Here is a 15,017-nt window from a genome sequence, read left to right as displayed (position 1 = left end):
CCTACACGCCCCTCTTCCTATCTCTTGCCCCCGGCGGGGGTGTGGGGGCTCGGCCCCCACAAGACACAAACGAGAAGAGCCCCGTCTGCGCATTCCGCAGACAGGGCTCTCCAGCGAATCTCGTGGGCGATACTGGGATCGAACCAGTGACCTCTTCGGTGTGAACGAAGCGCTCTCCCCCTGAGCTAATCGCCCGTGGTACGAACTTCCACGAAATCCGGGGGTGGACTCGTGGTGCGCGATACTGGGATTGAACCAGTGACCTCTTCCGTGTCAGGGAAGCGCTCTCCCGCTGAGCTAATCGCGCGCTGTGGAACTCCGTACTCGCAGAAGCATATCGGATGCTTCGAACGGCTTCGCAGGGGGTCCGGTGTAGCGAAAAGCGCCTGACAGGAGCGGTCCGAAACGGGCACACTGCGAAGGACGTCCGTGTTCGCCGCGGCCGTCCCGGCCGACCAGGAGAGTCCCACCCCGATGACCGAAACCGTGTCCACCACCCCCACCGACGTGAACCGCGCCCCGGCGCGGTCGGGACTCCTCATCGGGGTTCTCGTGCTCTCCGCGTTCGTGATGATCCTCAACGAGACGATCCTGAGCGTCGCCCTGCGCGACCTGACCGTCGACCTCCACGTGCCGACGACGACCGTGCAGTGGCTGACCAGCGGGTTCCTGCTGACGATGGCCGTGGTCATTCCCACGACCGGGTTCATGTTGGAGCGGTTCTCGCCGCGGCAGGTGTTCCTGTTCTCGCTGTCGGCGTTCAGCCTGGGCACACTGCTGAGCGCGCTCGCGCCCGGGTTCGGGCTGCTGATGGCCGGGCGCGTGGTGCAGGCGTGCGGGACGGCGGTGATGCTGCCGCTGCTGATGACGACGGTGATGCGGCTGGTGCCGCCGGAGCGGCGCGGCGCGACGATGGGCACGATCACGATCGTCATCGCGGTCGCGCCGGCGATCGGGCCGACCATCGGCGGCGCGGTGCTGTCGCTCGGCTGGCGGTGGATGTTCTGGATCGTGCTGCCGCTGGCGGTCGCCGCGCTGGTGATCGGCGGGCTGCTGCTGCGCATCGACAGCGAACGCCGTCAGGTGCCGCTGGACGTGCCGTCGGTGCTGCTGTCCGCGGTCGGGTTCGGCGGGGTGCTGTACGGCCTGTCGTCGAGCGGCGAGCAGGCGGGGGCCGAGCCGGCGGTGCCGGGGTGGGTGCCGATCGTCGTCGGCGTCGTGGCGCTGGTGGTGTTCACCTGGCGGCAGCTGCGGCTGCAGCGCCGGGACCGCGCGCTGCTCGACCTGCGTCCGTTCACCCACCGCAGCTTCGTGGTCGCGCTGGTGCTGACGGCGTTGCTGTTCGTGTGCCTGATCGGCGCCGCGGCCATCCTGCTGCCGCTATACCTGCAGACCGTGCTGCACACCAGCACGTTCGTCAGCGGGCTGGCGGTGCTGCCCGGCGGGCTGGTGCTGGGGTTGCTGGGCCGTCCGGTCGGCGCGCTGTTCGACAAGTTCGGCGGGCGCCCGCTGGTCATCCCGGGCGCGGCGGCGATGGCCGCTTCGCTGTGGCTGTTCGCGGCGCTGGGCCCGGATTCGCCGCTGGTCGCGGTGATCGGGATCCACGTGCTGATGATGGCCGGGCTGGGGCTGATGATGACGCCGCTGTTCACCGAGTCGCTCGGGGTGCTGCCCGAACACCTGTATTCGCACGGCAGCGCGATCCTCTCGACGCTGCAGCAGGTGGCCGGCGCCCTCGGCACGGCGATGTTCGTCAGCGTGGCGACGCTGGGCAGCCACGACCAGGCCGCGTCGGGCCCGGACGCCGCGGGCCTGCGGGCGGCGTTCGTGGTGGCGGGGGTCGTCGGCCTGGTGGCCTTCGCGGGCAGCTGGCTGATCCGCCGCGGCCGCCCGGTGACACCGTCGGGCTCGGCGCACTGACCGGGTCCCGCTTCCGCTCGGCGAAGGCCGGGGGCAGCCTGCGAGCGGAAGCGGGAGTTCGGGGCCGGTCCGGCTCAGCCGGTGCCCCGGCTCACGCCCCGACCTTCGGGGTCGCGCGGACGCCGCTGTGCAGGTACCGCTCCCCCGTCGGCAACGTGTAGAACGTCGCCGAGATCCAGGACCGCGCGCCCGGCTCGCGGAAGACGAACCGCGGGCCGCCCACCGGGACCAGGTCGTGTTCCGTCGTCGGTTCCGGGACCAGCGCGGCGATCGGGCCGGTGACCGTCTGCCGCATCCGCAGGCCGGCCTCCCCTTCGAAGACCTCGATCCGCATCGAAGCCCGCTCGTAGACCCCGACGAACTCGGCGAAGTCCACTGACGGCGGCACCGCGGCGGGCGAGACCGGCGGCGGAAGGGCCACTCCCGCCAGCTCGGCGAAGATCTCGCGGTACAGCTCCTCGTACAGGTCCCGCGTGTTTCCGCCGTTGGTGAGCAACGTGACGGCCAGGTCGTGCGAGGGCAGCAGCCGCAGGAACGCCGACTGCCCGATCGTGTTGCCGTCGTGGCCGATCACCCGCCGCCCGTCCCATTCGAAGCGGATCCAGCCGAGGCCCCACGAGTCGCCCAGCGTGTGCTTGTCGGGCAGGTCCGCCTGCCACTCGGTCATCGCCGCCGCCGACGCCTCGGACAGCACCTCACCACCGCCCGCCAGGTGCATGCGGGCGAACGCCAGGACGTCCGCCGCCGACGCGGTGATCAGGCCGGCCGGGCCCGCCGAGCGCGGCAGGGTCCAGGCCGGCGCCGGCTGTGGCGTGCCGTCGCCGGCCGCGACGTGCCCCATCGCCGCCCGGTGCAGCAGCGCCTCCTCCGGCAGCGTCCCCGTGTGGGTGAGACCCAGTGGGGTGAAAAGCCGCTCGCGCAGGGCCGCGTCCCACGTCTGCCCGGTGAGCTGCTCGATCACCCGGCCCAGCAGCACGAACCCGGAGTTGCAGTAGGACAGCGTCGCCCCGAGCGGGTGCACCTGGGCGACCTCCTCGAGCAGGCCCACGAACTTCTCGAGGCAGTCGTCGCCGCGGCCGGTGTCGGTGAAGACGTCGCCGTCGATACCACTCGTGTGGGTGAGCAGGTGCCGCAAGGTCACCTGCTTGGTGACGTCGGGGTCGGCCAGCCGCAGCTCGGGCAGGACGTCGGCGATCGGCGCGTCCAGTTTCACGAGCCCCTCGTCGACCAGCTGCATCGCCACCGTGGCGGTCCACACCTTGGTGATCGAGCCGATCTGGAACACCGAGTCGTCGGTGACCTCGACGCCGGTCGCGGTGTTCAGCACGCCGTGGCTCGCCAGCACCCGGTCGTCGCCGCGCAGGATGCCCAGCGACGCGCCCGGCACGCGGTGCTTGCGCGCGAGCGCGGCCAGGCGCCGTCGCCAGTGCGCGGCGTCGAGCGGCACCCGCGCGGGCTTGCCCGGCTCGCCCGCGTACTGCGAGACCCAGTCGACGATGCGCCGGTTGAAGTCCAGGCGGTGCGAGGGTTTCCCGTCGAGGATGAACAGGTGCGACGCGCCGGGGTAGAGCACCATGCGGGCGGGCACGCCCTGCCCGCGCAGCGCGGTGAACCACTGCTCGGCCTGCCCGGCCGGGCACCGGTCGTCGGCCGCGCCCTGCACCACCAGGGTCGGCGTGCGCACCTTTTCCACTTGGGACAGCGGGGAAAGCGCCGCGTAGTGCGCCCGGTTCTCCGCCGGCAGCGCGCCGAGCTCGGCGACGCCGAGGTAGTGGCCGGCGTCGGACGTGCCGGCCATGCTGACCACGTCGGAGACGACCCCGCCCGCGACGGCCGCGGCGAAGCGGTCGTCGCGGCTGGTGAGGTAGCAGGTCATGAAGCCGCCGTAGCTGTAGCCGGCCACGGCGAGCCGCCGCGCGTCGGCGACGCCCTCGGCGACGAGGGCGTCCAGCGGCTCGAGGAAGTCACGGGCGTCGGCCACGCCCCAGGCGCCGACCGCCGCGGTGTAGAACGCTTCGCCGTAGCCGTCGCTGCCGCGCGGGTTGAGCAGCAGCACCGCCCAGCCGCGCGCGACGAGTTCCTGGTGGTAGAGGTGCACGGCGTCGGCCGTGCCGTTCCACGCGTTGTGCGGGCCGCCGTGGATGTCCAGCAGCAGCGGCAGCGGGCCGGAGCGGGCGGGATCGCGCAGCAGCCAGCCGGCCACAACCGTGCCGTCGGAGATGGTGAACTCCCGTTCCTCGCCCGCGAACGGGTCGAACCCGGGCCCGTGCCCGGTGCGCAGCTCGATCTCGCCGCCGGGGAGGTCGACCGTCGCGATCTCGCCGTAGGACGTCGGCGTGGCCAGCACGATCGCCGCCCTGTTCCCGGCGGCGGACATCGCCACCACGGCGTTCCCGGTGCCGCCGGTGACCAGCCTCGGCTCGCCGCCGCCGAGGTCGACGGCGTAGAGGTGGGTGTAGCCGCGGTCGCGCGCGCAGAACAGCACGGTTTCGCCCGTGAGCTGCGGGAGCGCGCCGGGGTACCCGGGAGCACCCGGCATGACGTTCCGGTCCAGCGCGGCGGCCAGGTCGGTGGTTTCGCCGCCGTCCAGCGGGATCCGCAGCAGCCCGAGGTGCCCGGGTGCGGTGTCTCGGCGGCCCACGACCACGAGCGCGGCGCCGTCGGTGGTCCAGGTGACCGTGCCGCACTGGCCGTCGCCGGAGCCGACCAGGCGGGGCTCGCCGCCGGGCTCGACGACGTACGCGCCGGAGCGGAAGGTCATGTCGGCGTCGGCGTCCGGCCCCGCGGGGAAGGCGAGTTGCGAGCCGTCCGGCGACCACGCGGGGTCGCCCGCGTGCCAGTCCCCCGCCGTCACCTGGCGGACCTCGCCGGTGGTGACGTCGAGGACGTGGACGTGCTTGCGCAGCGTCCGCAGCAGCCCGGCACCGTCGGCCTTGAAGTCGAGCCGGTCGGCGACCACCGGGGCGCCCGCCCGGCGTGCCCGGGCGGCGTCGTCCTCGCTCTCGTCCGCGGCGAGGTCGACCGGAGCGGCGAAGGCGATCCGGGCGCCGTCCGGCCGCCAGACCGGGCTGCCCGCGCCGAGCGGGAGGCTGGTGACCTGTTCGGGCTCGCCGCCGTCCACGGGCAGCAGCCACAGCTGGGCCGGGCCGTCCTGCGCACGCAGGAACGCCAGGCGGGTGCCGTCCGGCGACCACGCCGGCTCGAGGTCGGCCGGGCCGCGGGTGAGCCGGCGCGGCGCACCGCCGTCAGTGCCGACGAGCCAGAGCGAACGGGTGTCGGTGTCGGCGTCGCGGTCGGCGGTGCGCAGCACGTACGCGATCCGGCTGCCGTCGGGCGAGATCGCCGGGTGCTCGGGGAACTCGAAGGCGTCGAGGTCGTCGATGCCGGGACGTCGGGTCATGCGGATCTCCTCGTGGGACGGGCCGCGGCGAAGTGGCACGCCGCGGAGTGGGGCCGGCCCGCGGCGTCGCCTGCCGGGTCGGCGGTGACGCAGACGGTGCGGTCGGGGTGCACGAGCGGCCCGACCGGGCAGCGCGGGTGGTAGCGGCAGCCGGACGGCGGGTGGTGCGGGTCGGCGGGTTCGGTGTCGGCGAGCGGGCCGGCGTCCGTGCCGGTCTCGCCGCCGTCGAGCAGGCTCCGGTGCGCGGACGGCGCGGCGGCCAGCAGATCGCGCGTGTAGGGGTGCTTCGGCTCGGTGAGGACCTGTTCGGCGGGCCCGGCTTCGACGATCCGGCCGAGGTACATCACCGCGACGACGTCGCTGACGTACCGCACCACGGCGAGGTTGTGCGAGATGAACAGCATCGACAGCGCCAGCCGCCGCTGCACGTCCCGGACCAGGTTGAGCACGGCGCCCTGCACCGAGACGTCGAGTGCGGAGGTGATTTCGTCGGCGATCAGCACCTTCGGCCGCCCGGCCAGCGCCCGGGCGAGCGCGACGCGCTGGCGCTGGCCGCCGGAGAGCCGGCCGGGCAGCGCCGTGGCGCGGTCCGGGTCGAGCTGCACCAGCTCGAGCAGCCGGGCGACCTCGGCCCGGCGGTCCGCGCGGGACGTCCCCGGCGGCATCGCCTCGGTGATCGACTCGCCGATCGCCATCCGCGGGTCCAGCGACGAATACGGGTCCTGGAACACCATCTGCAGCGGCCGCCGCCGAGGCAGCCGGCGCACGTCGACGCCGTCGAGCAGGACCCGGCCGGCGCTGACCGGCGCGAGCCCGGCGGCCGCCCTGGCGAGGGTCGACTTGCCGGAGCCGGATTCGCCGACCAGGCCGACGACCTGTCCGGGCGGGACGGTCAGGCTGACGCCGTCGACCGCGGTCAGCTTGCCGTAGCGGACGCTCACCGCGTCGAACTCCAAGGCACTCACGCGGCCCCCTCCTCGTGCGACTGTCCGGAAAGGACACTGACCTGGGGGTGCCAGCAGGCGACCCGGTGGCCACCGGTCGCCGGTTCGAGCACCGGGTCTTCGGTGCGGCAGCGGTCCGAGGCCAGCGGGCACCGGGCCGCGAAGGCGCAGCCCTCGGGCACCTGGCCGGGTTCCGGCGGCCGGCCGGGGATCACCTCGAGGGGCCGGTCGCGGTCGGTTTCCAGGTCCACCGTGGTGGCCAGCAGCGCCCGCGTGTACGGGTGCCGGGCCGGGCTCCCGGTCGGCAGGTCCTCGACGATCCGGCCGGCGTACATCACCAGCATCCGTTCGCACGTCTGGGAAACCACCGCGATGTCGTGGCTGATCAGCAGGATCGCCGCGCCCTCGGCTTCGCGGGTGCGGGCCAGCAGGCGCAGCACCTGCCGCTGCACGGTGACGTCGAGCGCGGTCGTCGGCTCGTCGGCCACGATCAGCTTCGGACGGCCCATCAGGCCCATGCCGATCATCGCCCGCTGCCGCATGCCGCCGGAGAACTCGTGCGGGTACTGCCGGGCGCGCCGCTCGGCGGCCGGGACGCGCACCGCGGCCAGCCGGTCCACCGCGCGGGCGAACGCCTGGCGCCGCGACAGGCCGTGGTGCCGTTCGGACACTTCGGCGAGCTGGCCGCCGACCCGGCGCGCCGGGTTGAACGACGTCATCGGGTCCTGGAACACCATGGCCAGCGCCGTGCCGAGCTCCCGGTCCGAGGCGGCGGCCAGGGGTGTCCCGGCGAACTCGAGCCGGTCGGCGGTGACCACGCCGGGCGCCTCGACCAGCCGGGACACGGCCAGCGCGGTCAGGCTCTTGCCGGAGCCCGACTCGCCGACCACGCCGATCGCCTCGCCGGCGCGGACGCTGAAGCTGACGCCGCGCACCGGGACCGTCCAGCCGTCCGGGCCGGGGAACGCCACCCGGAGGTTCTCCACCACGAGCACGGCGTCCGCGGGCTGCTCGCCGGGCGTGGACGGCGCCGCCGGGGCCGGGGGCGCCGCACGCCGGGTCACGCGCGTGCGCACCCCGACCACCGCGGCGACCGTCTCGCCGACCAGGTTGAACGCCAGCCCGGCCAGCACCACCGCCGCGGCGGGCCCGAGGGCGGCCGCGGGGTTGACGTAGATGCCGTCCAGGCCTTCGCGCAGCAGCCGTCCCCAGTCGTAGTCCGGCGCCTGCACGCCGATCCCGAGGAACGACAGCCCGGCGAAGGCCAGCATGGCCGAGCCCGCCCCGATGGTCGCGTTGACGACCAGCGGCTCGCCGATGTTCGGCAGGACGTGCCGGGCCAGCAGCCGGATCCGGCCGACGCCGGCGATCCGGGCCGCGGCGACGAAATCTCGCCCGCTCACCGAGGCCGACAGCGTCTGCACCAGCCGGGCGAAGGCCGGCACCATCGCGAACCCGATGGCCAGGACCGCGCCGTGCGTGCCGACGCCGAAGATCACCGCGAGGAACAGGGCCAGCAGCAGCCCGGGGAACGCGACGGCGATGTCGACGACCGCGGTGAGCAGCCGGCCCACCCGGCGCGGCAGCACCGCGGGCAGCGTCCCGAGGACGACCCCGGCGCCGGCGCCGATCGCGGTGGCCAGCACCGCCAGCCCGACCGAGAGCCGGGTGGCCACCAGCGTGCGGAGCAGCAGGTCGCGGCCGAGGGAGTCGGTGCCGAACGGGTGCGTCCCGGACGGGCCCTGGCCGATCGCGTCGGTGTCGATCGCGGCCGCGCCGTCGCCCCACAGCAGCGGGGCCAGTGCCGCCAGGACGACGACCAGGGCCAGCAGCACCGCCGAGCACGCCCCCACCGGCGTGCGCAGGGCCGCCGTCCACGTACCGCGTCGCGCCATCTCACGCCTCCCGAATGGCCGAGCGCGGGTCGAGCAGCCCGAGCACGACGTCGACCAGCAGGTTCACCAGCAGCACGCCGACGCCGTAGACGAGCACGATCCCCTGCACCAGCGGGTAGTCCTTCTGCAGGATCGACTGCACGATCGTCGAGCCGAGGCCGGGCCAGGCGAACACGTTCTCCACCAGCACCGTGCCCGCGACCAGCCCGGTCAGCATCAGCCCGCCCAGCGTCAGCGTCGCGGTCAGCGCGTTCGGCAGCGCGTGCCGGACGTAGACCAGCCGCGCGGGCAGCCGTTTCGCCCGCGCGGTGCGGACGAAGTCGGCGCCAAGCACCGCGAGGAGCTCGACCCGGAGCATCCGCGCGAGCACCGCCGACGGCACGGTCACCAGGGCCGCGACCGGCAGTACGTAGGCGCTCACGCTGTCGCTGCCGGCCACCGGGAACCAGCCGAGCACCACGGCGAACAGCGCCACCAGCGCGACCGCCACCAGGAACTCGGGGACGGCGGCGAGGAAGGCGCTCACCGACGTGAACGCCAGCTCGGTCCCGCGGCGGCGGCCGCCGCGGGTCAGCACCGCGAAGACCACGCCGACCGGGATCGCGATGGCGACCACCACCGCGAAGGCCGGGATCGCCAGCTGCAGGGTGGCCGGCAGCCGATCGCCGATCACCTGCGTGACCGGCTGGCCGCTCGCCATCGACGTCCCGAAGTCGCCGGTGAACACCCCGCGCAGGTAGCGCCCGTACTGCACCCACAGCGGGTCGTCGAGGCCGAGCTCGAGCCGCTTGGCCCGCACCAGCTCGGCCGGGGCGGTCATGCCGAGCGCCGCCCGCACGGGGTCGCCCGGCACCAGGTGGATCATCAGGAAGGCCGCGGTGACCAGCGCCCACAGCGAGACGGCGAACCGGGCCAGCCGCCGGGCGGCGAACGACGGCCACGGGCCGCCGCGCAGGCGCGCGGGCGCCGCCGCCGTGGTCATCGCGCGTACATCCGGATCGACGACGGCGTGATCGCGCCCTGGCTGATCTCGAACCGCGAACCGCTCGCGTAGAACGGCACGACGGAGTCGACGTAGGGCACCACGTCGACCCGCTTGACCAGCGCGGTTTCCGCGGCCTCCCACGCCGGGCAGCTGGCGGCGCCGCTCATCGCGGCCGCCTGCTTCACGCCCTGCTCGTACGCCGGGTTGGCGATGTGGCCGAAGTTGGTCCCGTCCGGGGCGGCCGGGCCGGACACGAACGGCACCAGCTGGCTCGGCAGGGTGAGCCCGAGCGGCCCGAACGAAACCTCCCACTCGCCGGTGCCGAACAGCACCTGCGACAGCCCGGGACTGTCGACGGCCTTGAGCGTGACCTCGGCGCCGAGCGACTTCCAGGTCTGCTGGGCCAGTTCGGCGGTGGGGGCCATGGTCGGGCCGAGCTGGGTGCCGTAGAGGGCGGTGAGCGCCAGCCGCTTGCCGCCCTTGACGCGCACGCCGTCCGGGCCCGCCTTCCAGCCCGCGGCGTCCAGAGCGGACGCGGCGGCGGCCGGGTCGTGCGCCGGCAGGTGGCCGGTGACGGTGTCGCCCGAGCAGGCTCGCGGCTCGGCGGTGACCAGGCTCTGCGACGGCTTGCCGGTGCCGTTGGTGAGCACCTTGCCGAGCTGGGCCAGGTCGAGGGCCTGGGTCAGCGCGCGCCGCACCGCCTCGTCCTGGCCGGGGCGCCCGGGCGCCTGGTTGTAGAAGATCTCCCCGAGCGGGGCGAGGAAGTCCGCGTGGAAGAGCTTGCGCCCTTCCAGCCGCTGGCGGTCCGGTCCGTTGACCTGGCCGGCGTTCAGCTCACCGGACAGCAGCAGGTTCGCCAACGTCGAGGTGTTGGGCACGACCCGGGCGACGACCTTGTCCGGCAGGCCGGCCTGCTGCGCCGGCTGGTCCCCCGGGCCCCACGTGTAGTCCTTGCGGCGGGTGAACGTGTAGTGGTCGTTCGGGACGACCTCGGAGACGGCGAACATGCCGGTGCCGCTGCCGCCGGTGGCCAGCAGCTTCCGGTCGGCGAGGCCCTTGGCGCAGACGATCGGCAGCGCGCCGACGTTGCGCAGCAGGAACGCGTCGGGCGCGCCGCTGGTCACGGTGATCGTCCGGGTGGCCTCGTCGGCGGTGGCCTTCGTGCCGGGCGCGATCGTCAGACCGGCGTACGGCGACTTGTTGGCCGGGTCGCCGACGAAGGCGATGTTCGCGGCGACGTCGGCCGCGGTCAGCGGGCCGCCGTCCGCGCAGGTGATGCCCGGCCGCAGGGTGAACGACGCGGTGGTCGTGGTGGCGTCCCACTTCTCGGCGAGCGCGGGCAGCGGCTTGCCGTCGGGGGTGAGCTCCAGCAGGGGGTCGTAGAGGAACCGGTCGACCTGGCCGGTCACCGACAGCACGGACATGTGCGGGTCGAGGTTGCCCGGGTCGGAGGCGATCCCGAGGTTGAACGTCTTGCCGTCGGCCAGGGTGCCGCCGGGCGCGCCGGCACCGCCCGGTCCCCCGCAGGCGGTCGCCGCCAGGGCGAGCGCGCCGAGCAGCACTCCCGCCGTCCGTGTGTGCGTCATGGGGCTTCCTTCCGCAGGTGGTCCACGGCGAGGCGCCCGGCCTTGCCGATCGCCGCGTCGATGGCGGGTTGCCGTTCGGCCAGGGAGTTCGCGCGGGTGAAGACCGCGACGGCGAAGCGGCGGCCGTCCGGATAGGACACGACACCGGCTTCGTTGCGGACCGCGGGCAGGGTGCCGGTCTTGGCCGCGACCGTGACGTCCGAGCCGAATCCGGACGACAGGCGGTGCGGCCAGATCTGCCGCGCCAGCATCGAGCGGACCCGCTCGCAGGCAGCCGGTTCGCCGGCGCGGTCGGTCCACACCGCGTCGAGCAGTCCGGTGATCTCCCGGGGCGTCGACGACGTCGTGCGCTCCGGGTCCAGCACCGCGAGCTTCCACGTCTGCTCGGGGGTCGCACCCGCGAAGACGGCGTCGATGTCGGCGTCCGCGGACGCCCCCAGATCGGCCAGCACCGAGGCGAACAGGTCCTCGCAGCAGCCGATCAGCCGGGTGCGGTGCAGGCCGAGGTCGGCGAGCACGCGGTCGACGGCCGCCGCCCCGATCCGGTGGTAGACGACGTCGGTGGCGGCGTTGTCGCTCATCGTCAGCATGAACAGGGCCAGGTCGCGCCAGCTCATCTCGACGTCGTCGGCGCAGCCCGCGGTGCCGATGCCGCCGATGCGGTAGCGCGATCCGACGCGGGTGCGGGCCGTCTCGTCGAGCCGCCCCGCGGCCACTTCGCGGGCGTAGGCGACGGCGACCGGGATCTTGAACACCGAGGCCAGCACCACCGGGGCGTCCGCGCCGACGGCCACCTCCGCCCCGCCACCGAGCTCACGGGCGTGCAGGAACCCGCGCGCGCCCGCTTCCGCGAAGACGTCGTCGATCGCCGCCTCGACCGCGCTCACGCGGTCACCCGCCGATCGGCCCGGCCGGTGTGCAGGTACAGCGCGCGGCCGGTGCCGTCGTCCCCGACGAAGGCGTGCGGCACGTACATGCCCTGCATCGGCTCGGCCAGGATGAGCGTGTCGCCGTTCAGCGCGACCAGCTCGATCTTCTCCGGCTTGGCGAGGTCCGCGAAGATCCCCTTCGGGACGCGCTCGACCCAGATCCGGCCGTCATCGTCCTGGCTGACCACGATGTCCGCCACCGACGACGAGTACTCGCCCACGTACCGCGAAGCGTCGACGCGCGGCGCGGCCGGGTCGGGCACCGGCGGCACCGGCAGTTCGATGCCGGTCAGCTCGCGCAGGACGTGCCCGATGACCTCGGTGTAGACGGCGATCGGGTGGCCGCCGTTGGTCAGCAGGGCAACCGCGACCCCGTGCTCCGGCGCCACGCGCAGGAACGCGGACTGCCCGATCGTCCCGCCGTCGTGGCCGACGACCGCCCCGCCGGGCGCGTCGAACAGCGACCAGCCGAGTCCCCAGGCGTCACCGAACAGGCCGAGGCCGGGCAGCTCCACCAGGCGTTCCCGCATCGCGCGGGCGCTTTCCGCGCTCAGCACGCGGGTGCCGTCGGGGCCTTCGCCGTCCCGCAGGTGCATCGCGGCGAACGTGACGAGGTCGCGCGGGCGCATGGCGAGCATCGAGCCGGCCGGGGCGTTGGACGGCGCCAGCGCCCAGGTGCCCGCCGGTTCGGGGTCGGCACCGGGCGCGGCGGTCAAGTGCCCGAGCGCGGCGCGGAACCGGATCGCCTCGTACGGGCTCGGCGCCGCGTGCGTCAGGCCGAGCGGGGTGAACAGGTGGTCCTGCAGGCATTCGCCGTACGGCTTGCCGCGCAGCTTCTCCACCACCCGGCCGAGCACGCAGAAGGCCGCGTTGTTGTAGGAGAACATCTCGCCCGGTGCGAAGAGCTGGGGCACGTCCCCCAGGGTCGCGACGTACTTTTCGACGCAGTCGTCGCCGCGGCCGGTGTCGGTGAAGATGTCGCCTTCGAAGCCGGCGGTGTGGCACATCAGCTGCCGGACGGTGATCCGGGCGGCCGCGTCGGCGTCGCCGAGCACGAACTCCGGCAGGTACTTCCGGACCGGCTGGTCGAGCTCGAGTGCGCCCTCGTCGACCAGCTGCATGGCCAGGGTGGTCGTCCAGACCTTGGTGATCGAGCCGATCTGGAACAGCGAATCGACGTCGGCTTCGACGCCGGTGCCGGTGTTGAGCACCCCGGCGGCGTGGTCGGCGATCTCGCCGCCGGCGTACACGGCGACCGCCGCGCCGGGCACGTGGTGCTCGGCCAGCAGCGCGGGGAGGCGGGATTCCAGCCAGGCGGAGAGTTCGGGGAGTTTCGACATGGGGACCTCTCGTTTCGCTAGGCGAGCCAGGACTTCGCGGTGGTCACCTCGGCCAGCCGCTCGGGGATCGGGGTGACGCCGAGGCCGGGCCCGGACGGCACCGGCAGCCGGCCGGCGTCGAGCACGAACGGCTCGGTGATGTCGGTGCGGTAGAAGCGGTCCGACGCCGAGGTGTCGCCGGGCAGGGTGAACCCGGGCAGGGACGCGAGCGCGACGTTGGCCGCCCGGCCCAGTCCGGTTTCGAGCATCCCGCCGCACCAGACCGGGACGCCGTGCGCGGCGCAGACGTCGTGCACCCGCCGCGCCTCCAGGTAGCCGCCGACCCGGCTCGGCTTGATGTTGACGATCCGGCAGGCGCCGAGCCGGATCGCGGCCGCGGCCGACGCCGCCGACACGACGGTCTCGTCCAGGCAGATCGGCGTCTTCAGGTGCCGGGCCAGCTCGGCGTGGCCGAGCACGTCCTCCTCTTCCAGCGGCTGCTCGATCAGCAGCAGCCCGAACGGGTCCAGCCGCTGCAGCTGGGGCACGTCCGACAGCGTGTACGCCGTGTTCGCGTCGACCTGCAGCAGGATTTCGTCGCCGAAGCGCTCGCGGACCGCGCGGACCGGCTCGACGTCCCAGCCGGGTTCGATCTTCAGCTTGATCCGGAGGTACCCGGCGTCGAGGTAGCCGCCGACCACCTCGAGCAGCTGCGGGATCGAGTCCATGATCCCGACCGACACCCCGCACGGCACGCTGTCCGTTGTGGACCCGAGGGCGGTGCCGAAGGAGAGGCCGTGCGCCCGCAGCTCGGCGTCGAGCACCGCCATTTCCAGGGCGGCCTTGGCCATCCGGTGGCCCTTGAACTTCGCCAGCAGCGGCGTGACGCGGTGCGCCGTGAGCTCTCCGGCCGCCAGCAGCGCGGGCACGAAGAACGCCTGCAGCACGTGTTCGACCCCGTCGATGTACTCCGAGGAGTAGAGCGGGCCCGCCATCGCCCCGCACTCGCCCCAGCCTTCGCCCTCGGCCGTCACCACCCGCAGGAGCAGCAGTTCGCGCTCGGCCTGCGTGCCGAAGGACGTCCGGAACGGCGCCACCAGCGGCATCCGCACCCGGAGGACTTCCACCCCGGTGAGTTTCACTTGCCCTCCTTCGTGAGCACGTACCAGCCGGCCCGGTCGAATCCGGTGACCGAGGCGCCCTCGGCGAGCAGCCCGCCGAGCACCTCCCGCAGCGCGATCCGCCACGCCCGCCCGAGCTCCGGGCCGGTGCGGCGGAGCGCCTCGATGTCCGGCGGCACGGCGACCAGCACCACGGGCGCGTCCGCGGAGCTGCTGACCGGGTGGGCGTCCGGGCCCACCGCCAGCGCGACCGCGGCGCCGCCCGCCCGCAGCGCCGCCGCGTCGGCCCGGTCCGGCCGGCCGGCGGCGGCCGCCCGCACCGGCGGGCTCGCCAGGTCCCAGGCGACCATCAGGCGGTCGGTGTCGCCGGTGCCGTTGATGCCGTCCGACATCGGGCCGTAGAAGTCCGGCAGGTAGTGCGCCGGGCGGGCGGCGAGCTTGGTCAGGTTGAAGTGGGCGTTGCGGCGCACCAGCGGGTCGAACGTCCAGGAGATCACCGAAACGCCCTGGCGCAGCGCCCACGCGCGCTGGTGCAGCTTGAGCGCGAAGCCGATGCCGCGACCGTGCCCGGCCGTCGCCACCCCGGCGATGTGGCTGTGCAGTCCCCGTTTCGCGGGCTCGCCGAAGAACCCGAAACAGGCACCGAGCAGCTCCGGCCCGTCGAACGCCCCGGCGACGTAGTTGCCCGCCGAGACCATCGCCCGCAGCAGTTCGGTCGTCACGAGCGGGTTTCCCGGCGCCGGCCGCCAGATCGAGTCGAAGAGCCGGGAGACCGCAGTCAGGTCGGCGACCTCGGCCAGCGCCCGGATCCGGACACCGGAGGCGAGGGCGGCGCGGGCCGCCGCGGCGGCGGCCTCGTCCCGCAGCGGCGGGGCTGTGTTCGTCACGACTTCTGTCACGCCCACCATCCTTTCCGGA

The 15,017-nt window shown here is 73.9% G+C and carries 10 protein-coding genes and 2 tRNA genes; 1 reads left to right on the top strand and 11 read right to left on the bottom strand.

Translation table 11 applies throughout. The features are described 5' to 3' along the window. Window positions 1-123: 123 nt before the first annotated feature. Both ACWEGE_RS40850 and ACWEGE_RS40845 read right to left on the bottom strand, forming a co-directional pair. Window positions 124-195: transfer RNA gene (locus ACWEGE_RS40850), tRNA-Val, on the bottom strand. Window positions 196-232: 37 nt separating this feature from the next. Continuing rightward, window positions 233-307: transfer RNA gene (locus ACWEGE_RS40845), tRNA-Val, on the bottom strand. A gap of 167 nt (window positions 308-474) precedes the next feature. Here ACWEGE_RS40845 and ACWEGE_RS40840 point away from each other — a divergent pair. Next, complete coding sequence (locus ACWEGE_RS40840; protein ID WP_449665857.1) at window positions 475-1,920, top strand: DHA2 family efflux MFS transporter permease subunit; 1,446 nt, start codon at window positions 475-477, stop codon at window positions 1,918-1,920. Between the two features lie 91 nt (window positions 1,921-2,011). Here ACWEGE_RS40840 and ACWEGE_RS40835 read toward each other — a convergent pair whose 3' ends face one another. Genes ACWEGE_RS40835 through ACWEGE_RS40795 form a run of 9 tightly spaced genes read right to left on the bottom strand, consistent with a single transcriptional unit; the run spans window position 2,012 to window position 15,007 of the window. Continuing rightward, complete coding sequence (locus ACWEGE_RS40835) at window positions 2,012-5,320, bottom strand: serine hydrolase (RefSeq protein WP_449665856.1); 3,309 nt, start codon at window positions 5,318-5,320, stop codon at window positions 2,012-2,014. Continuing rightward, the gene (locus ACWEGE_RS40830) at window positions 5,317-6,285 is read right to left on the bottom strand and encodes an ABC transporter ATP-binding protein (RefSeq protein ID WP_449665855.1); all 969 of its coding nucleotides are present in this window, start codon (window positions 6,283-6,285) and stop codon (window positions 5,317-5,319) included. Before ACWEGE_RS40830 ends, ACWEGE_RS40835 begins: the two co-directional genes overlap by 4 nt. Beyond that, window positions 6,282-8,159, bottom strand: coding sequence for a dipeptide/oligopeptide/nickel ABC transporter permease/ATP-binding protein (locus ACWEGE_RS40825; RefSeq protein ID WP_449665854.1), 1,878 nt, complete (start codon window positions 8,157-8,159; stop codon window positions 6,282-6,284). Before ACWEGE_RS40825 ends, ACWEGE_RS40830 begins: the two co-directional genes overlap by 4 nt. A gap of 1 nt (window position 8,160) precedes the next feature. Continuing rightward, a complete protein-coding gene (locus ACWEGE_RS40820) occupies window positions 8,161-9,141 on the bottom strand; it encodes an ABC transporter permease (protein WP_449665853.1) in 981 nt (326 codons plus the stop codon). After that, window positions 9,138-10,730 (bottom strand): ABC transporter substrate-binding protein, encoded by a 1,593-nt coding sequence (locus ACWEGE_RS40815; RefSeq protein ID WP_449665852.1) that lies wholly within the window; start codon window positions 10,728-10,730, stop codon window positions 9,138-9,140. Before ACWEGE_RS40815 ends, ACWEGE_RS40820 begins: the two co-directional genes overlap by 4 nt. Continuing rightward, a complete protein-coding gene (locus ACWEGE_RS40810; RefSeq protein WP_449665851.1) occupies window positions 10,727-11,617 on the bottom strand; it encodes a serine hydrolase in 891 nt (296 codons plus the stop codon). Before ACWEGE_RS40810 ends, ACWEGE_RS40815 begins: the two co-directional genes overlap by 4 nt. After that, window positions 11,614-12,999, bottom strand: a complete 1,386-nt coding sequence (locus ACWEGE_RS40805) for a serine hydrolase domain-containing protein (RefSeq protein ID WP_449665850.1) — start codon at window positions 12,997-12,999, stop codon at window positions 11,614-11,616. The genes ACWEGE_RS40810 and ACWEGE_RS40805 overlap by 4 nt, the downstream gene beginning before the upstream one ends. 17 nt (window positions 13,000-13,016) lie before the next feature. Next, entirely contained in the window at window positions 13,017-14,120 is a 1,104-nt protein-coding gene (gene menC, locus ACWEGE_RS40800; RefSeq protein ID WP_449665849.1) for an o-succinylbenzoate synthase, read from the bottom strand. Continuing rightward, window positions 14,117-15,007 carry a GNAT family N-acetyltransferase gene (locus tag ACWEGE_RS40795; protein ID WP_449665848.1) on the bottom strand — a complete coding sequence of 297 codons (891 nt, stop codon included), beginning with the start codon at window positions 15,005-15,007 and terminating at the stop codon, window positions 14,117-14,119. Before ACWEGE_RS40795 ends, menC begins: the two co-directional genes overlap by 4 nt. Window positions 15,008-15,017: the final 10 nt, after the last annotated feature.

This window comes from Amycolatopsis sp. NPDC004747 (genome assembly GCF_053601335.1).
Note: the sequence above shows the minus strand (reverse complement) of the source record. Positions and strands in the feature narration are given on the sequence as shown.